This is a genomic window from Allobosea sp. GW821-FHT09G06 (genome assembly GCF_059416005.1).
In genome coordinates this window covers 1,478,196-1,501,417 of sequence record NZ_JBWKOI010000001.1, presented here as the reverse complement: position 1 = coordinate 1,501,417, position 23,222 = coordinate 1,478,196, and the positions used below count along the sequence as shown (strand labels likewise).

At 66.1% G+C, this 23,222-nt stretch carries 27 protein-coding genes and 1 tRNA gene; 15 read left to right on the top strand and 13 right to left on the bottom strand.

Annotated elements, in window-relative coordinates; translation table 11 throughout:
* The first annotated feature begins 168 nt into the window (after positions 1-168).
* From AC07NY_RS07375 to AC07NY_RS07350, 6 genes are read left to right on the top strand one after another with little or no spacing between them, the layout of a single operon-like run.
* Positions 169-1,407: a phage major capsid protein gene (locus AC07NY_RS07375; protein ID WP_494582887.1), complete on the top strand. Its 1,239-nt coding sequence runs from the start codon at positions 169-171 to the stop codon at positions 1,405-1,407.
* Positions 1,408-1,410: 3 nt separating this feature from the next.
* Entirely contained in the window at positions 1,411-1,731 is a 321-nt protein-coding gene (locus AC07NY_RS07370; protein ID WP_494582885.1) for a phage head-tail connector protein, read from the top strand.
* Positions 1,728-2,261 carry an HK97 family phage prohead protease gene (locus AC07NY_RS07365; protein ID WP_494582883.1) on the top strand — a complete coding sequence of 178 codons (534 nt, stop codon included), beginning with the start codon at positions 1,728-1,730 and terminating at the stop codon, positions 2,259-2,261. Before AC07NY_RS07370 ends, AC07NY_RS07365 begins: the two co-directional genes overlap by 4 nt.
* The gene (locus tag AC07NY_RS07360) at positions 2,258-3,493 is read left to right on the top strand and encodes a phage portal protein (RefSeq protein ID WP_494582881.1); all 1,236 of its coding nucleotides are present in this window, start codon (positions 2,258-2,260) and stop codon (positions 3,491-3,493) included. Before AC07NY_RS07365 ends, AC07NY_RS07360 begins: the two co-directional genes overlap by 4 nt.
* A 3-nt stretch (positions 3,494-3,496) precedes the next feature.
* Positions 3,497-3,745, top strand: coding sequence for a helix-turn-helix transcriptional regulator (locus tag AC07NY_RS07355; protein ID WP_494582879.1), 249 nt, complete (start codon positions 3,497-3,499; stop codon positions 3,743-3,745).
* Positions 3,742-4,869 carry a tyrosine-type recombinase/integrase gene (locus AC07NY_RS07350; RefSeq protein ID WP_494582878.1) on the top strand — a complete coding sequence of 376 codons (1,128 nt, stop codon included), beginning with the start codon at positions 3,742-3,744 and terminating at the stop codon, positions 4,867-4,869. Before AC07NY_RS07355 ends, AC07NY_RS07350 begins: the two co-directional genes overlap by 4 nt.
* Positions 4,870-4,874: 5 nt before the next feature.
* Here AC07NY_RS07350 and AC07NY_RS07345 read toward each other — a convergent pair.
* The 3 genes from AC07NY_RS07345 to AC07NY_RS07335 all read right to left on the bottom strand — a co-directional run bounded on the left by AC07NY_RS07345 (position 4,875) and on the right by AC07NY_RS07335 (position 8,306).
* Positions 4,875-4,950: transfer RNA gene (locus tag AC07NY_RS07345), tRNA-Ile, on the bottom strand.
* Positions 4,951-5,076: 126 nt separating this feature from the next.
* Positions 5,077-7,485 carry a methyl-accepting chemotaxis protein gene (locus AC07NY_RS07340; RefSeq protein WP_494582876.1) on the bottom strand — a complete coding sequence of 803 codons (2,409 nt, stop codon included), beginning with the start codon at positions 7,483-7,485 and terminating at the stop codon, positions 5,077-5,079.
* A gap of 413 nt (positions 7,486-7,898) precedes the next feature.
* Positions 7,899-8,306, bottom strand: a complete 408-nt coding sequence (locus tag AC07NY_RS07335) for an acyl-CoA thioesterase (protein ID WP_494582874.1) — start codon at positions 8,304-8,306, stop codon at positions 7,899-7,901.
* A 137-nt stretch (positions 8,307-8,443) separates the two neighbouring features.
* On the opposite strand from AC07NY_RS07335, the gene AC07NY_RS07330 reads away from it, so the two are divergent.
* On the top strand, positions 8,444-8,881 hold the full coding sequence (locus AC07NY_RS07330) for a VOC family protein (protein WP_494582872.1): 438 nt from the start codon (positions 8,444-8,446) through the stop codon (positions 8,879-8,881).
* Here AC07NY_RS07330 and AC07NY_RS07325 read toward each other — a convergent pair.
* Both AC07NY_RS07325 and AC07NY_RS07320 read right to left on the bottom strand, forming a co-directional pair.
* Positions 8,866-10,101, bottom strand: a complete 1,236-nt coding sequence (locus tag AC07NY_RS07325; protein ID WP_494582870.1) for an MFS transporter — start codon at positions 10,099-10,101, stop codon at positions 8,866-8,868. The two genes, AC07NY_RS07330 and AC07NY_RS07325, sit on opposite strands and share 16 nt — an antisense overlap.
* Positions 10,102-10,240: 139 nt before the next feature.
* The gene (locus AC07NY_RS07320) at positions 10,241-10,528 is read right to left on the bottom strand and encodes an HlyU family transcriptional regulator (protein ID WP_494582868.1); all 288 of its coding nucleotides are present in this window, start codon (positions 10,526-10,528) and stop codon (positions 10,241-10,243) included.
* Positions 10,529-10,734: 206 nt separating this feature from the next.
* Between AC07NY_RS07320 and AC07NY_RS07315 the strand changes: the two genes are divergently transcribed.
* Together AC07NY_RS07315 and AC07NY_RS07310 are read left to right on the top strand one after the other, a co-directional pair.
* Positions 10,735-11,052: a hypothetical protein gene (locus AC07NY_RS07315; protein WP_494582866.1), complete on the top strand. Its 318-nt coding sequence runs from the start codon at positions 10,735-10,737 to the stop codon at positions 11,050-11,052.
* Between the two features lie 151 nt (positions 11,053-11,203).
* Positions 11,204-11,455 carry a DUF2798 domain-containing protein gene (locus AC07NY_RS07310; RefSeq protein WP_494582865.1) on the top strand — a complete coding sequence of 84 codons (252 nt, stop codon included), beginning with the start codon at positions 11,204-11,206 and terminating at the stop codon, positions 11,453-11,455.
* A 4-nt stretch (positions 11,456-11,459) separates the two neighbouring features.
* Here AC07NY_RS07310 and AC07NY_RS07305 read toward each other — a convergent pair whose 3' ends face one another.
* The 6 genes from AC07NY_RS07305 to dnaG all read right to left on the bottom strand — a co-directional run bounded on the left by AC07NY_RS07305 (position 11,460) and on the right by dnaG (position 17,713).
* On the bottom strand, positions 11,460-11,885 hold the full coding sequence (locus AC07NY_RS07305; RefSeq protein WP_494582863.1) for a secondary thiamine-phosphate synthase enzyme YjbQ: 426 nt from the start codon (positions 11,883-11,885) through the stop codon (positions 11,460-11,462).
* Positions 11,885-12,496, bottom strand: a complete 612-nt coding sequence (locus AC07NY_RS07300; protein ID WP_494582861.1) for a LysE family translocator — start codon at positions 12,494-12,496, stop codon at positions 11,885-11,887. The genes AC07NY_RS07305 and AC07NY_RS07300 overlap by 1 nt, the downstream gene beginning before the upstream one ends.
* A complete protein-coding gene (locus AC07NY_RS07295; RefSeq protein WP_257731442.1) occupies positions 12,496-12,747 on the bottom strand; it encodes a hypothetical protein in 252 nt (83 codons plus the stop codon). The genes AC07NY_RS07300 and AC07NY_RS07295 overlap by 1 nt, the downstream gene beginning before the upstream one ends.
* Positions 12,748-12,828: 81 nt before the next feature.
* Positions 12,829-13,389, bottom strand: coding sequence for a hypothetical protein (locus AC07NY_RS07290; protein ID WP_494582859.1), 561 nt, complete (start codon positions 13,387-13,389; stop codon positions 12,829-12,831).
* A gap of 219 nt (positions 13,390-13,608) precedes the next feature.
* A complete protein-coding gene (rpoD, locus tag AC07NY_RS07285; protein ID WP_492288020.1) occupies positions 13,609-15,618 on the bottom strand; it encodes an RNA polymerase sigma factor RpoD in 2,010 nt (669 codons plus the stop codon).
* 196 nt (positions 15,619-15,814) lie between these two features.
* Complete coding sequence (gene dnaG, locus AC07NY_RS07280) at positions 15,815-17,713, bottom strand: DNA primase (RefSeq protein WP_494582857.1); 1,899 nt, start codon at positions 17,711-17,713, stop codon at positions 15,815-15,817.
* 123 nt (positions 17,714-17,836) lie between these two features.
* On the opposite strand from dnaG, the gene AC07NY_RS07275 reads away from it, so the two are divergent.
* Complete coding sequence (locus tag AC07NY_RS07275; RefSeq protein WP_494582856.1) at positions 17,837-18,115, top strand: type II toxin-antitoxin system VapB family antitoxin; 279 nt, start codon at positions 17,837-17,839, stop codon at positions 18,113-18,115.
* Complete coding sequence (locus AC07NY_RS07270) at positions 18,112-18,498, top strand: type II toxin-antitoxin system VapC family toxin (RefSeq protein ID WP_494582854.1); 387 nt, start codon at positions 18,112-18,114, stop codon at positions 18,496-18,498. The genes AC07NY_RS07275 and AC07NY_RS07270 overlap by 4 nt, the downstream gene beginning before the upstream one ends.
* 18 nt (positions 18,499-18,516) lie before the next feature.
* On the opposite strand, the gene AC07NY_RS07265 is transcribed toward AC07NY_RS07270, so the two are convergent.
* Entirely contained in the window at positions 18,517-18,978 is a 462-nt protein-coding gene (locus tag AC07NY_RS07265; protein WP_494582852.1) for a GatB/YqeY domain-containing protein, read from the bottom strand.
* Between the two features lie 155 nt (positions 18,979-19,133).
* Here AC07NY_RS07265 and carA point away from each other — a divergent pair, with 155 nt between their 5' ends.
* From carA to AC07NY_RS07245, 4 genes are all read left to right on the top strand, one after another.
* Positions 19,134-20,342 carry a glutamine-hydrolyzing carbamoyl-phosphate synthase small subunit gene (gene carA / locus AC07NY_RS07260; protein ID WP_494582850.1) on the top strand — a complete coding sequence of 403 codons (1,209 nt, stop codon included), beginning with the start codon at positions 19,134-19,136 and terminating at the stop codon, positions 20,340-20,342.
* A 21-nt stretch (positions 20,343-20,363) separates the two neighbouring features.
* Positions 20,364-20,693 (top strand): NIPSNAP family protein, encoded by a 330-nt coding sequence (locus AC07NY_RS07255; RefSeq protein ID WP_494582848.1) that lies wholly within the window; start codon positions 20,364-20,366, stop codon positions 20,691-20,693.
* Between the two features lie 173 nt (positions 20,694-20,866).
* The gene (locus AC07NY_RS07250; RefSeq protein ID WP_494582846.1) at positions 20,867-21,685 is read left to right on the top strand and encodes a prephenate dehydrogenase/arogenate dehydrogenase family protein; all 819 of its coding nucleotides are present in this window, start codon (positions 20,867-20,869) and stop codon (positions 21,683-21,685) included.
* A gap of 51 nt (positions 21,686-21,736) precedes the next feature.
* A complete protein-coding gene (locus tag AC07NY_RS07245) occupies positions 21,737-22,162 on the top strand; it encodes a group III truncated hemoglobin (RefSeq protein WP_494582845.1) in 426 nt (141 codons plus the stop codon).
* Positions 22,163-22,284: 122 nt separating this feature from the next.
* Here AC07NY_RS07245 and AC07NY_RS07240 read toward each other — a convergent pair whose 3' ends face one another.
* On the bottom strand, positions 22,285-23,217 hold the full coding sequence (locus AC07NY_RS07240; RefSeq protein ID WP_494582844.1) for a LysR family transcriptional regulator: 933 nt from the start codon (positions 23,215-23,217) through the stop codon (positions 22,285-22,287).
* Positions 23,218-23,222 lie beyond the last annotated feature (5 nt).

Here is a 23,222-nt window from a genome sequence, read left to right as displayed (position 1 = left end):
TCATGAGTTTGCGGCGCGCTGTGCGCGTCGTGATCCCCGCTGTGAAGCGGCATGTCCCAGCGCCGGCAACACCGGACCGATGGAGCCCGATCCCGTCCTCGGACGGCTATTCCCGCAACCGATTGAACGTCGTGACGACAGTCCAGTCCCTCAGAAGGATCTTTATCCATGAAACTCCATGACCTGCGTGAGAAACGCGCCGCCAAGATCGCCGAGATGCGCGCGATCAACGAGAAAGCCCTCACCGCCAATCGCGATTTCGACGATAGCGAGCGTGCCGCCTTCGACGCCTGCGAAAAGGAGACGCGCGCCCTAGACGATCAGATCGGGCGCGTCGAGCGTCTCGACGCAATGGAGCGCAGCGCTCCGGCGGAGCAGGTCGGCGGGGCCGAGATGCAGCGGGAGCTTCGCAGCTATTCGCTTTCCTCGGCGATCAATGGCGCGCTCTCCGGCCGACTGACCGGCCGCGAGGCCGAGATGCACCAGGAGCTGTCGAAGGGGCGCGAGCAGCGCGCCGGCGCCGGCGTCCACTTGGCGGTGCCGACCGAGATCCTGCTCGGCGAGACGCGCAATCAGACGGTCGGCACCGGCTCTGCTGGCGGCTTCACCGTCGCGACGCAGGTTGCGGCCGTCGCCGATCGTTTCCGGCCGGCGCTGAAGGTGCAGGGCATGGGCGCCACGGTCATGGCGAACCTGACAGGCTTCCTCGACCTTCCGAACCTCGCCTCGTCCGGCATGGCGAGCTGGGTGGCGGAGAACGGCAACGCCACGCGCAGCGCCGTCACCTTCGAAAAGGTCAGCATGGGGCCGAAGACGATTACGGGCGAATATCGCCTCTCGCGCCGCCTTATGCTCCAGTCCGGCGCCTCGATCGAGGATCTGCTCCGGCGCGATCTCGGCTTCATCCTGGCGCAGGGCCTCGACCTGGCCGCCATCGCCGGCACCGGAGCGAGCAACCAGCCGCGCGGCATCCTTAATACGGTCGGTGTGGCAAAGGAGACGACCGAGACGGACTTTGCCGACACCACGGCAAACCTGATCTCCGCTCTGGAGCTGGACGATGTCACCGGCACGGCGGCCTTCCTGACCAATCCGACCGTGATGAAGGCGGTGCGGAAGATGAAGGACGCCGATGGGCATGTGATCCCGGCAGCCGAGCTGTTCCACGACCAGCGCGTCGAGGTCTCGACGCAGGTCCCGACCAATCTCGGCGCCGGCACCAACAAGTCCGCGCTGATCTACGGCCTCTGGAGCGAGCTGGTGCTCGGCTACTGGTCGGCGGTCGATATCCTGCTCAACCCCTACCATCCGGACGTGGCTTCGAATGGCGGCGCGCTGCTGCACGCCTTCCTCGATGCGGACGTGGCCGTGCGCCACCCCGACGCGTTCCGCTACGCGGAGATTTGAGCCGTGGTGACGGTCGCCGACGCCAAGGCCCGCCTCGGAATCATCGGCACCGCCGACGATGTCCTCCTCGATCAGTTGCTCGAGGAGGCGCGCGCTTATCTCGCGCGCATCGGCGTCGTAGTCGATCCTGAAAGCGGGCCGGTCGGCTCGGCGATCGTCGTCATTGCTGGAACACTTCTGCGGCGCGCCAAGGACCATGGCACGCGGCAGGAGACGATCGAAGGAATCGGCAGCCGCTCGACCTTCGATCCCGCCTCGCTCGATGAGGCGGATTGGACGCTCGTCCGTCGCCTCTGCGATCCCTATCGAGAGGTGACGCTGTGAAGACCGAACGTCGCGCGCTCCCGCTGGAAATCCGCGCCAAGGGGCGCAAGCTGGAAGGCTATGCCGCCACCTTCGCGAACCCCGCCACGATCGGCGGGCGCTTTGTCGAGACCATCGCGCGCGGGGCATTCGCCGCCACGCTGCGCAACCGGGGTGATATCCTCGCACTGGTCGACCATGATCCGGGCCGGGTGCTGGCGCGGACCCGCTCCGGCACGCTGCGACTCTCCGAGGACGAGAAGGGGCTCGCCTTCTCCCTCGACGTGCCCGACACCTCGCATGGCCGGGACGTGCTGGCGCTTGCAGAACGTGGCGACCTTGGCGGCATGTCCTTCGGTTTCACTGCCGTGGACGAGCACCGCGACGGTGATCGTCGCGAGCTGCGTGCCGTCGAGCTGCACGAGATATCGATCGTGCTCGCCTGGCCAGCCTATGACGGCACGATCGTTCAAGCCCGCTCGCTGGCCCACCCTGCGCCGCTCCGAGCCTGCGCGGAGCGCACCCTCATGCTTCTGGAGCTGTCCCGATGAGCTGGCTCTCTCGGCTGCTGGGGCGCGAGGCGCGCTCCGAAACCCGCGTCCGCTCCGATGATCCCTACATCGCTGAATGGTTCGGCTTGCAGGGTGGCGCCGGTGCCCATGTCGATCCGCAGCGCGCCGGCGGCATCGCCACGGCGGGCGCCTGCATTTCGATCATCAGCCAATCGCTCGCCGCGGTGCCGCTCAACGTCTATCGCCGCACCGCGAATGGCGGCCGGGAGCGCGCGACCGATCATCCGCTCTATGGCGTGCTGCACGATGCCCCCAACGGCGTCATGACGGCTTTCGAGGCCCGCGAGACGCTACTCGCCAGCCTCCTCATGACCGGCAACGCGTATGCCGTGCTTGAATGGAACGCGCGCGGGCAGGTGACGGGTCTACATCCGCTCGATCCGGGCCGTGTTGCCGTCGAGCGGCTGGAGAGCGGCCGGTTGCGTTACCGCGTGACGGAGCGTGCTGGCGTGCGTGTCTATCTTCAGGACGAGATCCTGCACCTCCGCTATCGCCTCGCGCGCGACGGGGTGATGGGGCTTTCGCCGATCCAGCTCGCACGCGAGACGTTCAACCTCGCCCTGACGCAGCAGGACACGGCTGCCGGCCTTGCGGCCAAGGGAAACCGGCCCTCGGGCGCGCTCGTGTTCCCGAACGCCATGGGAGCGTCGGGAAAGAACGATGCGCTTGCCGCGCTCGGCGCCAAGATCAGCGCGAACAGCGTCACCTCGAATGTTCTGGTGCTCGACGGCGGCGCGGAGTGGAAGTCGTTCTCCATGACGGCGAAGGACGCGGAATTCCTCGAAAGCCGGAAGCTGACAAATCTCGATATCTGCAAGATCTGGGGCGTGCCTCCGACCGCTGTCGGCATCCTCGATCACGGCACCTATTCCAACGTCGAGATGGAGAGCCGGGCGCTCGTCGTGCGCTGCCTGGCGCCGATGGCGCGGCGCGTCGAGCAGGCGATGAATGTCGCGCTGCTGCCGGCCGGGAGCCGGAAGACGCTATTCGTCGAGCACGATCTCGCCGGCCTGCTGCGCGGCGACATGAAGGCGCGTTACGAAAGCTATCGTATCGGCCGCGAATGGGGCTGGCTCAGCCCGAATGAGATTCGGGGCTGGGAGAACCTACCGGAGATCGACGGTGGCGAGGAATACCTGTCGCCGCTCAACATGACGCCGCTCAATGAGCGGGGCCGTGTGGACCCCTCGGCCGAGCCGGAGGGCGAATAGGCTATGGCGCGATCGACCCTTCGCGAGCTCAGTCTCCCACGCTTTGCGCTCAAGCGCGATGAGGCGGCGGCTTCGCTTGCGATCTCGGTCGGCACCTTTGATGCCTGGGTCCGTGACGGCCTTATGCCGAAAGGCCGGAAAATCAGGGGCAACACGCTATGGGATGCGGAGGCTGTGCGCGAAGCCTGGCGCAGCCTTATTGATGGGGAGATCGACGACGGATCGAACCCCTTCGATGAGGTGGTCGCATGATCAAGACCCGCCTGAAATTCCTCGTCTACGATCCCGATCCTCGCGGTAATCCGCGCTACTACGTGCGCATGCCTGGCCAAAAGAAGGTTCGCATCCGCGAGCCCTTCGAGGATGCCCATGGTGTCACCGAAAAATTCATGGCCGCGTATTTCAAGGCGCTGGAGCAAATCCAACCCGCAACGCCAAAGGTGTTACGGGCCGAGACGTTCAATTGGCTGGTGGATCAGTTCTATCGATCCGCAGCCTTCAAGGATCTCGATCCCGACACGCAGCGTGTTCGCCGGCAGATCCTCAACCGCTTCTGCGAAACCGCCGGCGATCTGCCGTTTCGCAGGTACCGACGCTCCGACCTGATGAAGAGCCGCGAGAAGCGGCGCTCAACGCCGGGCGCGGCCGACAACCTAGTGAAGGCGCTTCGTCGTCTGTTCAACTGGGCGATCGAGCAGGAGCTTATGACCTCGAATCCTGCTGCCGGCGTGAAGTCGATGCGGAAGGGTGAGGGATGGCACACCTGGACGACGGGAGAAATCTCGAAGTTCCGCGAGCATTTTAAGCTCGGCACCCGCCCTCGCCTTGCCTTAGAAGTGCTTCTCAGCATCGGCGCTAGACGTTCGGATGCGGCTGCGGTCGGTCGTCAGCACGAAAGCGGTGGTTGGCTCAAATTCACGGCGGCGAAGAACCGCAAGCGATCACCTACCGTGATCGAAGTCCCGATCCGGCCCGAGCTGCGCGCAGCGATCGACCAGACGCAGACGGGCGATCTCACCTACATCGTCAGCGATCAGGGCAAGCCCTACACAGTCGAGAGCTTCGGCAACAAGTTCCGAGACTGGTGCAATGAAGCTGGCCTGCCCCATTGCTCTGCGCACGGGCTCCGCAAGGCCGCTGCCGTCGATCTTGCCGAGAATGGCGCCACGGCATCCGAGCTGTGCGCAATCTTCGGATGGACGAAGCTGGAGACAGCCGAGATCTACGTCCGGAAGGCTCAAAAGAAGCGCATGGCGGGCAATGCATTTGCCCGCCTGGACGATTACCGCGCGAAGGAAAGTGTCTCACTTTCGGGCCGTTCTAAGCCCTCTGAGACAAAGCGAGGAAAAAGCCTTGGAAAATCAAAGCCGAAATAAGGAGGTGGTGGGCCGGGCCGGACTCGAACCGGCACCGGCGCTGTTATGAGCAGCGAGCTCTAACCATTGAGCTACCGGCCCGCTCCTCGCCTAGCATCGCCGCTACCCGGCAAGCAAGGCGCATGCGGCCGGAATCGAAAGGGCCTCCCGACAATGCCGGGAGGCCCTGTTCCACTCACGGAAGCCGGGTAGCTCCGGTCTTCCGTATCAGGCTGCGGCGGCCTGCCTGTGCTCGCCATGCTCCTCGGCCGCATGGCCCTGCCGGAAGGTGAAGCGGCCGATATGCTCGGTCAGCGCCCGCGTCTGCTCGTCGGTCAGCGCGAGCGCGGCATTGGTCTCCTCGACCAGCGCGGCGTTCTGATGCGCCATCGTGCCGATGCCGTCGATCTCGGTATTGATCGCCGAGACGTCGCTCGCCTGGTTGCGGGCGGTCTGGGAGATGCCGTTCATCAGGCCGGTCAATTCGTTCACCGAGGAGACGATCGCGCCGAACATCGCCGAGGTCTCCTCGACCAGCCCGACGCCGACCTTGACGTCGCCATGCGCCGCCTCGACCAGCTTCTTGACGTCGTTCGAGGCATCGGCCGAGCGCTTGGCGAGGCTACGCACCTCGGTCGCGACCACCGCGAAGCCCTTGCCGGCATCGCCGGCACGCGCCGCCTCGACCGCTGCGTTCAGCGCCAGCAGGTTGGTCTGGAAGGCGATCTCGTCGATCATCGCGATGACCTCGGAGATCTTGCTCGACGACTGGCGGATGCGCTGCATCGCTTCCAGCGCCGACGCCACGACCTTCTCGCCCTGTTGCGCGCGCTCTTCCGCGCCCTGCGCCATGCCGGTCGCCTGGGCGGCCTCGCTCGCGGTCTTCTTTACCGTGCCGGCGAAGGCGCCGAGCTGGTTGGTCGCCATCGAGACGGCGTTGCTCTCCTCGCTGGTACGCTCGGCCAGATCGGTGACGCCGTCGAGGATCTCGCTGGTCGCGCTACGGACGGCCGAAACCGTCTCGGCAAGGCGGGCAAGCGTGCTCTCGAACTCGTTGGCGAGCGCATTGGTGCCGTCCTTGAGCTCGGCGAAGGCCCCCTGATACATCCCCTCGATCCGGGTCGAGAGATGGCCGGCCGACAGCTCCGCCAGCACGTCGCAGGTTTCCAGCAGACCGGTCTGGACCGTTTCCAGCAGCGAGTTGACCGAACCGGCGAGCGCATTGAGCTCGGGATCGGCGAACTGCGCCGCGACGCGCTGGGTGAAATCGCCGGCCGCGGCGGCGGCGACGACGACGCCGAAGGCCTCGCCCAGCTCGCGCATCATCTCGCGGCGCTGCTCCTGCGCCCGCGCCTCGTCCTCGACCTTGGCAAGCTCGGCGGCGCGCAGCGCCACCGCGTTGTCGCGGAACAGCAGGACGCTCTTCGAGATATCCGAAATCTCGTCATTGCCCTTGGTGTCGACCACCGTCTCCAGCGCGCCATCGGCAATCGCCTTGGTCGCAGCCCAGAGGCGGTTGAGGCGGCCGACGATCATCGGACGAACGAAGAGGAAGGACAGGGCCAGCGCAACCAGCAGCGAGGCGATACCGATCGCCGCCAGCGTCATTTCGCTGCGCTCGATCACCGCCTTGGTCGAGTCGCGGCCGGCAATCGCGCCGCCGCGTGCCGAGGCCACGAGCTCGCCGACCTCGCGGCGGACCTTCTCCGCCGCCTGATCGAGATTCTTGAGACCCGCGGCGATCGCGGCTTGCGTCCCCAGATCACGTTCGCGGATGGCGACAAGCCCGCCTGCGCCCTCGCCGAGATCGGTCACGGCGTTGACGGCCTGGCCGCGCGCCGGATTGGCCTGGAGCATGTCGGCCGCCGTCAGGAGGCCGCGAACCTGGCCGAGCTGCGCCTTGAGGCGCGCCTTGGCATGTTCCAGCTTCTCGGTGCTGTCGACCTGGGAGATCTCGCGCAGCAGGCCGACGGTCTCACTGATTTGAAGTTGGAGCGCCTGGGCGGTCTGGAGCGAGGACAGGTCCTTGTCCAGCACCTTGGACAAGGCGGCGTCGAATTCGGTACCAGTGAGCTGGGCTGCGCTGGTGATGTTCATCTTGACGTTGAACTGCGCGTCCGACGTCTCGAAATCCGCCATGGCGCTGAAGCCGTCGCGGGCCTTCGACAGAGCGGTGAGCGCGGTCGCGGTATCGGCGGCGTTGCGCAGCCGCTCTCCGGTCAGGTCGTTGATGTCGTTGATCTGGCGGGCCAGGTCGTCGATCGCCGATTGCGGCTTGGACTTGTCGACCTTGCCCTGCTCGGCGATGCGCCGGAGCAGCTCCAGCTGGCGCGCCTCGACGGTATCGAGCTCGCCGGTCAGGGTCGCGCGCTGCTGCAGGGTCGAGACCTCGCTGAAGCGCGCCGCGAGCGCGGTCGACTGCGTCGCCGCCTGCGACAGTTCGAGCGCGAGCTCGACCACGGGCATCTTCTGGCCAACGAGGTCGTCCACCGTCTGATCGACGCTGTTATAGGAGAACCACGCCACCGAGGACGAGACGATGGTCAGGGCCGTCATCACGCCGAGGGCGGCATAGATCCGGGGCGCGATACCGATCCGCAACGGCTTGCCCTCACGCACGGGCTTGGCTTTCGTCATGAAGTCGTACTCCGGATTCACGCAACGCTGGAGAAAGGAGTTCAGAACAGGAGGAACCACCTGCCCGGGGCTTAGCCCGTGCTGGTGCGATCGTGCGGCGGACATGGGAATCCCCTCCCTCCCCCGGCTTGCAGGCCAGGCGGCAGGATCCGCATGCGGCATCGAAAGTCCATGGAAGTCCCCTGGCCGGGGCATTCCCCGGTCTGGAGCGCAGCATCGTCCAAGTGCGCTTAAAGAACGCTTAAAGTGGATTCTTTTGAATCACTCGCGCAGCAGAGAGATTCACCTGACGTTAGAGGAGGTTAAATCGCTTTAACCTTCAAGCTTCGGCATCGGCCCGAAAAGTGGCCCGCGGTTTTCGGATCGAGCCGATGCAAGCTCGAAAACCGAAAGCAGCGGACTGAATATCCTATTCAGTCCGCTGCTTTCGGCACAGGGCGGGGGCGGCCTTCCTCATCGATCGCGACGAAGGTGAAAGTGGCGTCGGTGACCTTCTCGTGCAGCGTGGTGCGGAAGCGCTTGGCCCAGGCTTCGACATGGATCTTCATCGAGGTGCGCCCGACGGATTCGATCTCGGTATAGACGCTGAGCACGTCACCGACTTTGACCGGCCGGAAGAAGGTCATCGCATCGACCGCGATCGTGACCACGCGGCCCTGCGCCTGGTCGACGCCGGCGATGCCGCCGGCCTGGTCCATCCGCGACATCACCCAGCCGCCGAAGATGTCGCCATTGGCGTTGGTATCGCCAGGCATGGCGATCGTGCGCACGGTCAGCGTCCCGCGCGGAGCTTCATCGGGGCCGTCAGCAGCAGGGCTCATGGGCATCCTTCAGGCAAGCGGGAGAATCCGCCCGGCCGATGATGCTGACGCTACGGCGCGCGCGCAAGCCGGCGCTTTGCATTGCCCAGCGATGTCGCCGACACTCTCGACAGGCCACGCGAACAGGGATCGATGCCATGTCCAGCGCCAGCAGCTCCAAGCCCGAACCCATGATCATCATTTCGCTGCGCTATGCCGATGCGCCGCGGATGTATGACTGGCTGATCGAGGCCTTCGGCTTCGAGAAACATGCCGCCTATTATTCCGAGGACGGCAAGACGCTCCTCCACGGCGAACTCAGGATGGGATCGAGCTTCGTGATGCTCGGCTCCTCCGAGGGCAACGAATTCGGCAAGCTGGTCTCGCGCCCGGCCGAACTCGGCGGCACCACCGCCTCGCCCTATATCGCCACCGACGATATCGACGCCCGCTGCGAGCGCGCCCGCAAGGCCGGCGCCGAGATCTGCATGGAGCCGACCGACCAGCCCTATGGCAGCCGCGACTTCATCTGCATGGACCCCGAGGGCCATGTCTGGTGCTTCGGCACCTACAGGCCGGCTCAGCCAGCGACCTGAAGCGGCGGTATCGACCGCCTTGCCCGCAGCATCAGCCAGCAGACCACGCCGAGATTGACGAGGTTCCAGGCGAGCCCGTTGAGGAAGGCCATCCGGTACGAGCTGAAATAGTCGAAGATCATGCCCGAGAGGTAACCGCCGAAGGCCATGCCGAGCACGGTCACCGACATCACCAGGCCGATGCGCACGCCCGCCTGCTTGGCCGGGAGATATTCGCGGATGACGACGGCGTACATCGGCACGATGCCGCCCTGGAACAGGCCGAAGATGCCGCTGACGACATAGAGCGACTGCAAACCGTCGAACCAGAGATAGAGGAAGAGCGCCACGCCCTGCATCAGCGAACCCAGCGCCAGCGTCGCCACGCCGCCGATCCGGTCGGCGACGAAGCCCGAGCCGATGCGGCTGACGATGCCGAGCAGCATCATCAGCGAGAGCATCTCGGCGCCACGCGCCACGCCGTAGCCGAGATCGCCGCAATAGGCGACGATATGGACCTGCGGCATCGCCATGGCGACGCAGCAGGCAAAGCCCGCGACGCAGAGCAGGAGCTGGAGCTGGCCGGCGCTGAGGCCGAGATCGCCGCGCGCTCCCGCGCTGCTGGCCTCGGCGGCCGCCATCGTCGCCGCCGTCGGCTGGCGCCGGAAGAACGGTGCGAGCGGCAGCAGCACCACCAGCGTGACGATGGCGATGCCGAAATGCGTGGCGCGCCAGCCATGGTTGGCCATGCCCCAGGTGATGACCTGCGGCCAGAACACGCCTGCGAGATAGCTGCCCGAGGCGCCGCAGACCACGGCGAGGCCACGATGCTTGCGGAACCAGTGCGACAGGTCCGAGATCAGCGGCGAGAAGCCGGCGGCGCTGCCCATGCCGATCAAGAGCCCATGCGCCAACGCGAACTGCCAGAGCGAATGCGACATCGCCGCAGCGGAATAGCCGGCCGCGAGCAGGAAAGCGCCGATCACGATCGGGACCATGATGCCGTAGCGATCCGCGACCCGGCCCATGATGATGTTGCCGGCGCCGAAGCCGAGCATAGCGAAGGTGTAGGGCAGCGAGGCGCCGGCCCGCAGCGTGCCGAACTCGCCCTGCATTGCCGGCAGCACGACGACGACCGACCAGGAGCCGACGCAGGCGACCGTGCCGATCACCAGCGCGACGGCGAGCCGGAGCCAGGCATAGGACGAATCAGGTTGGTAACGGTCGGCGTCCTGGGACATGCTTCCTCGGCGGCCACGCATTTGTAGGTGGCTCTTCTCCGGGCAGCTTTAGCGGCTGGAATCCGCCGGGCAAGCACCTGCGGGACAGCCCTGCCGCGCGCCAGCGGCAGGAAGCATTCCGAATTCCCGCGCCGCAACCTCAGCGGAAGACGCGATCGCCTTCCATGTCGACGATCTGCTGGCCCTTCACCAGGGTGAAGTCGGCGGCCTCGGCCTGCCCCGGGAAACGGTCGGCCCGGATGAAGCGATGGCTCTTGGTCTCGCCGTCGACGACCTTCTCGATCACGCCGCAGAGCTGGTACTGCCCGCCCTCCTGATAGGGCGTGGCATGGATGGTGAAGCCGTTATGCTCGATGCTCTTGACCGGGCCGGCGGGCTTGTCCTCGGCTGGCTTGCGGCCACCGAACAGTGATTTGAAGAAAGACATGGTGCCTCCGCATTGCTCGCGGCCTGATATAGGACAGGAGCGGCTTCAAGGGGAGCGCTGTTTCGCTTGAATCGGGGAGAGCCCATCGCCGGCCCTGCCGCTTGAACGGCGCTGCGCCGCTTCCCACATTCAAGGTGTTCAGGGCAGCCGCAAGGCTTCCCGATATCCCGCCGCCCAAGCGGCTGCCTCCGGACAGGGAGGTGGTCATGACACTCGGCAAATTTCTGATGATCGCGGGGCTGGCCGGCGCGACGCTCGCAGCACCTGCATTCGCCCAGCTGCCGTCGCCGCGCGGACCGCCCTGCGCCGACCGCAACCATGTCGTCGGCCAGCTGCGCGAGACCTTCGGCGAGCGCAGGATCGGCAGCGGGCTGGCGGAGAGTGGCGTCCTGTTCGAGCTCTATGTCGGGCCGACCGGAAGCTGGACCTTGCTGGCCACCACTCCGGCCGGCAGGAGTTGCTTCGTCGGCGCGGGCGAGGCCTGGGAGCCCATGCCGGAACCGGACCTGTTCGCGGTGCGCTAGGCGGGTTGGCAAGCCCACGCCGATTGGCTATGCAGCCGCCATCGGGCTTTCCGACCCGTTCGTAAGCGTCTCACGTCAGGCAACGCATCCGTCCGGCATGCGCCGTATCAGATGCATCCGATGCGGCCTGCACCTTGCGAAAGCCTGACTGATGTCCAGCCCTGCCTTCCCTCGCCTTCCCGCCCGCTATGCCGGCGTGGTGATGCCCTTCTTCCTGTCCATCCTGATGACCTTCGTCGTTTCCGGCATCTCGACCCTGAAGGCTCTCGGCCCGACAGCCGAGTTCCTTCAGACCTGGCCGGCCTCCTGGGCCCTGTCCTGGCTTGTCGCCTTCCCGACGCTGCTCCTCGTGCTTCCCATCGTCCGGCGCCTCGTTGCACTCGTGGTCGCGCCGCCGGCCTGATCCGTCACGCCGATAGGTGGAGGGCGACCTCGCGCCGATGTGGCCGCTGGCGGTGCTCGAACAGATAGATGCCCTGCCAGGTGCCGAGCGCGAGGCGTCCGCCCATCACCGGAATCGAGAGCGAGACCGGCGTCAGCGCCGCCTTGATATGGGCCGGCATGTCGTCCGGCCCCTCGTCGCGATGGGCGAGATAGGCCATCGCCGGATCATCCGCCGGCGGCACCAGCCTGCGGAAGAACGCGTCGAGATCGCGGCGCACGTCCGGGTCGGCGTTCTCCTGGATCAATAGCGAGCAGGAGGTGTGCCGCACGAACAGCGTCAGCAAGCCGCTGGTCTCGCCGCTCTCCTTGACGAAAGAAACGGCACGGTCGGTGAACTCGTAGAGTCCCGGCCCGCGCGTCTCGACGCTCAGGATCGCCTGCCGCGCCATCAGCGCTCGGTGAGCGCGAGCTTGGCGCCGAGCGCGACGAAGGCTGCGGCGAAGCTCCGGCGCAGCCAGGCCATCACCGCCGGGCGGCTGATGACCTTGTCGCGCATCGCCGCGGCGAAGAGCCCGTAGAGCGCGAAGACGATGAAGGTCATCGCCATGAACACGCCGGAGAGCTCCAGCATGCGCGCGCCCGGGCTTACCTCGTCGGCGGCGATGAACTGCGGCAGGAAGGCGACGAAGAAGATCGAGAGCTTGGGGTTGAGCAGGTTGAGCGCCAGCCCGTCGCGCAGCACCAGCCAGGCCGAGCGCGCATCGGACTTGGTCTCGACCTTGAGCGCGCCATGTTCCTTGAGCGTCTGCCAGGCCATGTAAAGCAGATAGGCGACGCCGGCATATTTCACGATGGCGAAGGCGAGCGCGCTGGCATGCAACAGCGCCGCGATCCCCATCATCGCCGCGATCAGATGCGGCACGATGCCGATCGTGCAGGCGAAAGCGGCGAGCACGCTCGCCCGCGAGCCGCGCGTCAGGCCGGCGGCGATGGTGTAGATCGCGCCCGTTCCCGGCGAGGCGACGATGATCAGCGAGGTCAGCAGGAATTCCGGGGACATCAGGAGCTCAACCCTTCGAAGATGCCGCCGATGACGGTGACGACCGCCTCGCCGGTCGCCACCGCGACGGTTCCCACGCCTTGGACCACGGCCCCGGCCACATCGATCGTGACGGTTCCCGCGATATCGAGCGCGCCGCCGATGATGTCGGCGGTGGCGGACCCGGTTTCCTGCTTCGGTTCGTTCTGGGCTTGCGCCTGGAGCGCGGCCTGAGCGGCCTCGATCTCTTCGGGCGTTGGGATACCGGTCATCTGCTCTCCTCCGACGGAAGCGCCGATCTTCGCGGCGACCTTAGCAGAACTGTGGCAGGATCGGGCAGTTGGCAGAGATGGCTATCGCGCCTGCCAGAAATGGAGCTGCCCGACATGGTTGTTGCCGGACAACCTGTCGTCCTGCGCCACGATCTTGGTGCCGTCGAACAGGTCCCAGTGGTCACCGGTGGTCCGCTCCATGAACAGGAAGGACCATTTCTTGTCTCCCGCCGTCTGGTAGCAGTTTTCCAGGTAGAGCACGCCCTTGCGACCGAGCACCTTGGGCGTGACCTCCCGACAGACGCCCTCGATATCGGGCTTGCCATAGGCGCGCCGGATGCGCGGCAGCAGCTCCGCGGCCCGGATGAAGAGCATCTGGCTGAGCCCCCGCAGCGGCTCCCGCGAACCGCGCGGAACCCCGGATTGCGGCCCGCCCGGCAGCGCCCGCGCGCCCCGGAAGGATGTTCCGAGCTCGTCGTTCATGATGGCTTCGATCGTCGCATCGTCCCCGGAGGGCGTGATGCGCATCGTATAGCCCATGCAGATGGCGCAGCGATTGAAGGTATCGCCGACCGCGCTCTTCGCCCACGGGCGAACCGTGGCGTAGCGGTCGGCAAGGGAGTCATAGGTGAAGGGGAGCATGGGCGATCTCCTGGAGCGGAAGGCGGTGATCCCGAAGATCGACCACCTGTCCGCAATGATCGAGCGGCGGCAGACTGGCCAGCCGCCGCTGCGCGAGCATCCTCCGTTCGCAGGAGGGCTTATCCGGCAAGCCACGGCAAGACCCGCCAGAAAAGAAAAACCCGCCTCCGCAGCGCGGAAGCGGGTCTCGTTCGTGATCTGCAGGAAGCCGCCCGACCGTCAGTTGTCGAGAAAGCTCCTGAGCTTCCGCGAGCGGCTCGGGTGCTTCAGCTTGCGCAGCGCCTTTGCCTCGATCTGGCGGATGCGCTCGCGGGTGACGCTGAACTGCTGGCCGACCTCTTCAAGGGTGTGGTCGGTGTTCATGCCGATGCCGAAGCGCATGCGCAGCACTCTTTCTTCGCGCGGGGTCAACGACGCGAGAACTCGCGTCGTTGTTTCACGAAGGTTGCTCTGGATCGCGGCGTCGATCGGCAGGATCGCGTTCTTGTCCTCGATGAAGTCGCCGAGATGCGAATCTTCCTCGTCGCCGATCGGCGTTTCCAGCGAGATCGGCTCCTTGGCGATCTTCAGGACCTTGCGCACCTTCTCCAGCGGCATGGCCAGCTTCTCGGCCAGCTCCTCCGGGGTCGGCTCGCGGCCGATCTCGTGCAGCATCTGGCGCGAGGTCCGCACGATCTTGTTGATCGTCTCGATCATGTGCACGGGGATGCGGATCGTGCGCGCCTGGTCGGCGATCGAGCGGGTGATCGCCTGCCGGATCCACCAAGTCGCGTAGGTCGAGAACTTGTAGCCCCGGCGGTACTCGAACTTGTCGACCGCCTTCATCAGGCCGATATTGCCTTCCTGGATCAGGTCGAGGAACTGCAGGCCGCGGTTCGTGTACTTCTTGGCGATCGAGATCACGAGACGCAGGTTGGCCTCGATCATCTCCTTCTTGGCCTGACGGGCCTCGCGCTCGCCCTTCTGGACCATCAGCACGATCTTGCGGAATTCCTGGATCTCCAGGCCGGTCTCGGAGGCGAGCGTATGCACCTCCTCGCGCAATTGCTTGATCCGCTCCAGCTCGGCCGCGACGAACTCCTTCCAGCCGCGCGAGCCGAGCTTCGAGACGCGCAGGACCCATTTCGGGTCGAGCTCGCCGCCGACATGCTGTTTGAGGAAGTCGTCGCGCGCCACGCCATAGCTCTCCGCGAGGCGCAGCAGGCGCGTCTCATGGCCGATCAGGCGCTTGTTGATGTCGTAGAGCTGCTCGACCAGCGCCTCGATGCGGTTGTTGTTGAGCGAGAGCGACTTCACCGCGGTGATGATGTCGTCCTTGAGCTTCTTGTACTTGCGGTCCTGCGACGGCGAGAGCTTGGTGTTCTCCAGCCGGTTGGCAATGTCCTGGTCCTGCAGGCGACGCAGCTTCTTGTAGTCGTCGGCGATGGCGTTGAAGGTCTCGAGCACGCGCGGCTTGAGCTCGGCCTCCATGGCCGAGAGCGACACGTTGTTCTCCATGTCGTCATCGTCCATGTCCGGCGGGGTCTCGCCCTCCGGAGTCTCGGCCTGTTCGGCTTCCTCGGCCTCCTCCTCGCCTGCCGCGGCGGGGTTCTTGCCATCGGGGCCGGCATAGGTGGCTTCGAGATCGATGATGTCGCGCAGCAGCACCTTGCCGTCGACGAGCTCGTCGCGCCAGATGATGATGGCCTGGAAGGTCAGCGGGCTTTCGCAAAGTCCCGCGATCATCGCCTCGCGGCCGGCCTCGATGCGCTTGGCGATCGCGATTTCGCCCTCGCGCGAGAGCAATTCGACCGAGCCCATCTCGCGCAGATACATGCGGACGGGATCGTCGGTGCGCTCGGTCGGCTCCAGGTTGCGCTTGGTCTCGACCGGCAGGGTCTGGCGCGAGGCGTCGACCATGTCGCCGCCCTCGGGCTCCTCCTCGTCGCCGCCGCCGTCCTTGCGGGCCGCGCGCTCCTCGCCGGCCGCTTCCGGGTCCTCGTTGTCGACAACGTTGATGCCCTGCTCGCTGAGCTGGCCGAGCACGTCCTCGATCTGCTCCGAGGAAAACTCCTCGGAAGGCAGAACTTCGTTCAGTTCGTCATAGGTGACATAGCCGCGCTTCTTCGCGAGCTTGATCATCCGCCTTACGGCCTGATCGGTCAGGTCGAGCAACGGGCCGTCGGTAGTCGGGGGGGCATCCGGCGCGACCTGATCGGTCTTTTCCCGTTCGCTCGCTTTAGTCGCCATCAATCAGCGCTCCGCACTCGCGCCGGCCATGGCCGAGACAGCCATATACCGACGCATAAAAGGGCGGCGCGACCGCAGGCCCGGCGCGCTCACCCACCCAAATCCAGTTGCAGATGGCACCAGACGTCGTTGACGAATCGTGAACCACCCCACAGCTTGCGCGCACTTGGACACGCGTCCACCACTCGCTGGGTAATCAATCCTCGGACATGGCCTCGGTGCCTTCGATTGTCTCGAGGCGGGCCTTCACGTCCTTGATCCAGGCGAAATTGGCTTCGGTCGCGTCATCAGCCAAGGCGCGCTCGGCTGCTCTCAACTCGCTATTTAGCGTCCGCGCGCGATGATGCAAGACGATGGCCTGATGAATCGAGTCAAAAACCGATTCAGGATCAGCATCTTGCGCGAGTTTCAGCCGCTCGGCCGGCCCCGTCACGGCCATGAGATGCCCCTGCGCTTCCCTGACTCGCGGCTGCGCCAGCCGATTCGCCAGCGTCTCCCGGTCGAGCGTGTCCTCGACGGCATCGAGCAGCGCCTGCCGGAAGCGCTCGGCCGCCGGCCCATCGAGCGACAGCTCCGCGATCTCGTCGGCGCAGCGCATGAGGAGGTCAGGATGGCTCGCCAGCGCCAGCAGGATGAAGGCCTCGCGCTGGTCCTCGCCGCGCAGCTTCGCTACGAGGCGTGACTGCGTCAGCGCGCTCGAAGCTTTGAGCGGCCCGGCGAGCCATGGCGGCACCTGCCGGCCGAACCCGCCGCGCTGGGGCGCTCCGCCCCGGCCGCGCTGGAAGTTCCCGCCCCCGCCGCCACGCTCCTGACGCGCAGGAGCTGCGCTGGCGAAGAGCTGCGCCAGCCGCTCGTCCATCTCGCGGCGATAATGCTTGCGCGTGGTCTCGTCGCGGATCTGCCCGAGCGGCTCCTTCAGGCGTCGCTCGAAGGCGGCGCGGCGCTCCGGCGTATCGAGCGGGCCGGCCTCGACCTCGCGCTGCCAGAGCATGTCGACCAGCGGGCGCGCCGCCGCGACCACCTCGGCGATCGCCTGCCGCCCGCCCGAGCGGGCGAGATCGTCCGGGTCCTGCCCGTCCGGCAGCAGGGCGAAGGAGAGCGACTTGCCCGGCTCCAGCAGCGGCAGCGCGATATCGATCGCCCGGCTCGCGGCCTTGCGGCCGGCCTTGTCGCCGTCGAGGCAGATCACCGGCTCGTCGGCCATGCGCCAGAGTAGGCCGAGCTGGTCCTCGGTCAGGGCCGTGCCCAGCGGCGCCACCGTCTGCGGGAAGCCAGACAGCGACATGGCGATCACATCGACATAGCCCTCGACCACCACGACCTGGCTCGTGTCATGCGCGGCCTTGCGGGCATTGTGGTGGTTGAACAGCAGATGGCCCTTGTGGAAGAGCGGCGTCTCCGGCGAGTTCAGGTATTTCGCCGCAACCTCCGAGCTCATCGCCCGCCCGCCGAAGGCGATGACCCGCCCGCGCGAATCATGGATCGGGAATATCACCCGGTCGCGGAAACGGTCATAGGGCACGGCGATCTCCTCGCCATGCACCAGCAATCCCGCCTCCATCATCAACTCGGCCGGGACTCCCTTCCCCGCGAGATGATCGCGCAGCGCGAAACGGTCGGCCGGACCATAGCCAAGGCGAAAGCGCGTGCGCGCCTCGCCGTCGAGCCCGCGCGTCGCGAGATAGCGCCGGGCTCCGCCGCCGCGATCGCCCATCAGTTCGGCCTCGAAGAACTGCGCCGCCAGCTCCACGACCTCGTGCAGGCCCTTGCGCTTCTCCTCCTGGACCTGCGCCTCGGCCGTGATCTTCGGCAGGATGACGCCGGCCTCGGCCGCGAGCTTCTCGACGGCTTCGGGGAAGGAGAGCCCCTCGGTCTCCATCACGAACTTGAAGATGTCGCCGTTCTTGCCCGACGAGAAATCGAAGAACGACGCCTTCTGGTCATTGACGAAGAAGGAGGCCGTCTTCTCGGCATTGAAGGGCGAGAGCCCCTTCCACTCGCGCCCGGCCTTCTGCAGGCGCACGCGCTTGCCCACGACCGCCGAGACAGGCAGCCGCGCCTTGATCTCCTCAAGGACGGAGGGCGGGAATTTCATGGCGCCCTGTCTGGACCCTTCGGAGCCCGATGCCAACCGCCAAGACGCCCCGGGCCGAGCTTATGGACCATATCCACAGCGCCCCCCATCTGGTAAAGAAAATCGGAGAAAAGGAAGAAAGCCATGGCGCTCAACATCAAGGACCGCGAAACCGAGGAGGCCGTGCGCCTGCTCGCCCGCCGCCGCGGCCTGAGTTTGACCGAAGCCGTGCGCCAGGCCGTCAGGAGCGAGCTCGGCAAGGACGAATTGTCCGAGGAGGAGAAGGCCCGGCGCGTGGCGGCGGCCATGGCGCGGATGGAAGCGCTTTACAAGAAGTACGACATCAAACCGACAGAGCGCTCGATGACCCGCGACGAGATCGACGATTTCCTGGGCTATGATGAAAACGGCCTGTGGTCGTGATCGTCATCGACACATCCGCAGTCGTCGCCTGCCTGGCCGAGGAGGCCGAAGCTGCCGAGTTCACAAAGAGAATCGCGCTGGCCGAGCGTCGCATCATATCGAGCTTCAACCTGTTGGAAGCGCGCCTCGTTCTAGTCTTCTCGAAGGGAATTCCCGTAGAAATCGTCGATGACTTCCTGACGAATGAACGCATAGAGGTCATCCCCTTCGACGAACCGCTCTCCGATCTCGCCTTCGAAGCCTATGGCCGTTTCGGCAAGGGCCGTCACGCCGCTCGTCTCAACATGGGCGATTGCGCCGCCTACGCGCTGGCGAAAGCGCGCGGCTGGCCGCTGCTCTACAAAGGCGACGATTTCTCCGAGACGGATATCGAGCGGGCCTGAGGCCCGCCCGTTGCCGGCTCAGCCGCCGAGCGCGGCCTTCACCATCGGGCTGACCTTGCCGAAATCCATCTGGCCGGCATAGGCCGCGCGCAGGACGCCGATGACCTTGCCCATGTCCTTGACGGCGGTCGCGCCGGTCTCAGTCACGGCCTTGTCGATCGCCGCCTTCACCTCATCGTCCGACATCTGCTTGGGCAGATAGGACGAGATCACCGCGACCTCGACGCGCTCGCCATCGGCAAGCTCCCGGCGGTTGTTGGCATCGTAGATCGCGATCGATTCCTGGCGCTGCTTGATCATCTTCTGGAGCACGCCGAGGATCTCGTCGGCGGTCGCCTCGCCCTTGCCGGCGCCGCGCGCCTCGATGTCCTTTTCCTTCAGCGCGGCGCTGATCAGGCGGATCGCCGCGACCTTCGCCTTCTCGCCGGCCTTCATCGCTTCCTTCATGTCGGCCGTGAAGCGCTCGCGCAGGCTCGTCATCTCGTTGTTCCTTTTTCTCTTGTGCGGCCTGCGCCAGCTTTGATTGACGGGCCGCGCCCGGCTCTTTAAGGCTCGCGTTCCAGACCGGCGGAGTGGATTGCCGCAGCCCCGCCCCCGCATTTTTCCGCTCAAGCGGACTGGACCGAGACATAGACATGACCGCTCCCGAAGGAAACCCCGCCGCAGACGGCTGGACCGAACCGCGCGCGACCGCGCTCCTCGTATTGGCTGATGGCACTGTGCTGGAAGGCTTCGGCCTCGGCGCCGTCGGCGAAGCGCCGGGCGAGGTCTGCTTCAACACGGCGATGACCGGCTATCAGGAAATCCTGACCGACCCGTCCTATGCCGGGCAGATCATCACCTTCACCTTCCCGCATGTCGGCAATGTCGGCGTGAACGAGGAAGATACCGAGACGGTGAACGCCGCCGCCTCTTCCGGCGTGCGCGGCTGCGTGCTCCATGCCGCGATCACTGAGCCCTCGAACTGGCGCGCGAACCGCCATTTCGACGCCTGGCTCAAGGCCCGCAATATCGTCGGCATCTGCGGTGTCGATACCCGCGCGCTCACCGCCCTGATCCGTGACAACGGCATGCCGAACGCGATCCTCGCCCATAGCCCGGACGGTGTCTTCGACATCGAACGGCTCAAGAAGCAGGCCGCCGCACTGCCCTCGATGGCCGGTCTCGACCTCGTCCCGCTCGTCACCGCCTCGCAGCGCTATGATTGGAACGAGACCCCCTGGGTCTGGCCGGCCGGCTACGGCAAGCGCGAGAGCAACCAGTTCAAGGTCGTCGCCATCGATTACGGCGTGAAGCGCAACATCCTGCGCCTGCTCGCCAAGGCCGGCTGCGACGTCACCGTCGTGCCCTCGACCGCGAGCGCCGAGGACATCCTGGCGCTCAATCCCGACGGCATCTTCCTCTCCAACGGCCCGGGCGACCCGGCCGCGACCGGCGAATATGCCGTGCCGGTGATCAAGCAACTGCTCGACCGGAAGGTCCCGACCTTCGGCATCTGCCTGGGCCACCAGATGATGGCGCTCGCCATCGGCGGCCAGACCATGAAGATGAAGCAGGGCCATCACGGCGCGAACCATCCGGTGCAGGACAAGACCACCGGCAAGGTCGAGATCGTCTCGATGAACCACGGCTTCGCGGTCGATCCGGCGAGCCTGCCGGCCAATGCGGTCGAGACCCATGTCTCGCTCTTCGACGGCTCGAACAGCGGCATCGCGCTGACCGACCGCCCGGCCTTCAGCGTCCAGCACCATCCGGAAGCCTCGCCCGGCCCGCAGGACAGCCACTACCTCTTCACCCGCTTCACCGAATTGATGGCGGCCGAGAAGGCGAAGAAGGCGGCCTGAGGGCCGCCGAAGGAGACGGGCATGATCCACCAGTTGCGCATCTACGAGATCTTCGAGCGCAACAAGGCGGCCTTCCATGCCCGCTTCCGCGACCACGCCGCGCGCATCATGGCCCGCCACGGCTTCCGCATTGTCGCCATGTGGGAAACCGCGAGCGCCGGGCGCACCGAATTCGCCTATATCCTCGCCTGGCCCGATACGGAGACCAAGGCCAAGGCCTGGGCGAGCTTCATGGCCGATCCCGAATGGATCGAGATCAAGCGCGTGACCTCGCTGGAACATGGCAGCCTCGTCGGCGCGATCGAGGATCGCGTGATGACGCCGACCGCCTATTCGCCGGCACTCGATTGACAACGGCCGCCCCCGCGCGCTTTAAGCAGGGCATGATCAGCCTGCTCGCCTTCCTTCACGGCTATTACGCCCCGCTCTCATAGAGGCGGTGGCATTCCCATGTTCAACCGCCGCGCTGGCGGTTGAATTCAGGCAGATCACCCGGCATCGCGGCTCACCACCGAGCGAAAACGATGTCCTCCTCGATCAGAACCATCTCCACGATCGGCATCATGGGCTTCGGCGCCTTCGGGCGATTGATGGCCCGCCATCTCCAACCGCATTTCGCCTTGCGTGTCTGCGATCCCGGGAGCGCGCCCGAGGCCAATACGACCGGCAAGGGATTGCAGCCGGCGACGGCCGCCGAAGTCGCCGCTTGCGATCTCGTCATCCTCGCCGTGCCCGTCCCGGCGATCCCCGAGGCGATTACGGCCCTGCGCCCGCATCTCAAGGCCGGCGCGATCGTGCTCGATGTCGGCTCGGTCAAGATCGGCCCGGCCCGCGCCATGCAGGCGGCGCTGCCTGATAATGTCGAGATCATAGGCACGCACCCGCTCTTCGGCCCGCAGAGCGCCCGCGACGGACTTGCCGGCCTCAAGATCGCGCTCTGCCCGATCCGAGGGAAAAGCACGCCGCGCATCGCAGCCTTCCTGCGCCATGTGCTCAAACTCAAGGTGATCGTCACTACGGCCGACGCCCATGACCGCGAGGTTGCGATGGTGCAGGGCCTGACCCATCTCATCGCCAAGATCCTGGTCCGCATGGAGCCACTGCCCCGGACGATGACCACGGCGAGCTTCGACCTCCTGATGCAGGCGACCGAGATGGTGCGCTACGACGCGCCCAACGTCTTCATGGCGATCGAGCGTGCCAATCCGCATGCCAAGGCGGTGCGCGACCGCTTCTTTGCGCTCGCCGAGGAGATGCGGTTGTTCCTGGAGAACGGCCATCTTGAAGCCGCGCCGTCAGCCGCCACCCTGCCTCACAAGGTCGCAGAGGTCGCGCAGGCCTAGCCTTCGCCGTCCCACCCGAAGACAATGCAGAAAATCACGAATGCCCCAACGATGACCGACAATCCCCTGCTCTACCCGGGCGCCGCCCATCCCGACCTGCGCGAGCCGATGATCGCGGAGCTCGTCCGCACGTTCTATGCGCGGGCCAGGGAGGACAAGCTGATCGGCCCGGTCTTCGCGGCCGCCGTCGAGGACTGGGACCACCATATCGGCAAGATCACCGATTTCTGGAGCGGTGTGATGCTGCGCACCGGCCGTTACGACGGCCGCCCAATGCGCCCGCACCTGATCCTGCCATTGGAAGGCAAGCATTTCGATCGCTGGCTCGACCTGTTCGAGATCACCGCCCATGAGGTCTGCCCGCCCGATATCGCGCAGGCCTTCATCGTCCGGGCGCGGCGCATCGCCGACAGTTTCGAGATGGCCCGCGCCAGCCAGCGCGGTGAATTTGCCGCGCCGAGGCACAGCTTGCGCTGAATGCAGCCCGTCATTCTCGGGCGGAACGAAGCGCAGACCCGAGAATCTCAGGCCGAAAGAGGCTCCAACGCCCACTGGTCACGAGATGCTCGGGTCAAGCCCGAGCATGACGCAAGGAATGGCTAGGCCGCTCTGGCTTCCCGGCTGAGAAACGTCGCGATTTCCCCGCGATCGGCTCCCGCTTCGAGCGCAATCCGCTCGGCCAACGCCGCCGCCGATGGCCGCAACGCACCGAGCGGCCGGTCGAGCCAGTAGGAGACCGGGTTCAGCGCCTCACGCTCATCCACACGAACGATCCGCCCCACCGCCAGTTGCTCGCGCGCCAGAGGCGGACGCGCCAAGGCGATGCCGAGCCCATGAGCGGCCGCATCCAGCACGAGATTATAGTCCTCGAAGCGCCGATCCTGCGGGCGCGGGCGATAATCCAGCCCCTGCGCCGCGAACCAGGCCTTCCAGCCGGCGGCATCCGAATCATGGATCAGGGGCTGCGCGAGCAGACGCTCCGGCGCCCCTTCCCCGATCGCTTCGGCAAGCTGCGGAGAGGCGATCGGGAAACACCATTCCTCGAACAGCTTGAGCGAAAGCCGGTCCGGCGCTCCGCCGCGCCCGCAGCGTATCCCGAGATCGACGCCCTCCTCCTCGAAATCCACCTTGCGATGCTCGACCTGCAGCACGATCCGCAGCGATGGCGTCCCGGCCTCCAGCACGGCCAGTCGCGGCATCAGCCAGAGCGCGCAGACCGAGGGCGGCGCGCTGACCCTGACCACCGAGGCGCCCCTCACCTCGCGCCACCGCTCCGAATTATCGGCGATCAGCGCGAAGGCCTCCTGCGTGCGCTGGAGCAGGCGCTGGCCTTCCGGCGTCAGCGAAACGCCCCGCGCCTGCCGCAGGAAGACACGCAGGCCCAGCCAATGCTCGAGCTTGGCGATCTGCCGGCTCACCGCGCCATGGGTCAGGTTCAACGCCTCCGCTGCGGAGGAGAAGCTGCCGGTCCGCGCGGCCGCCTCGAAGGCGCGCAAGGTGTCGAGCGGTGGCAGGTTCGAGCTGTGATCCATTCTCA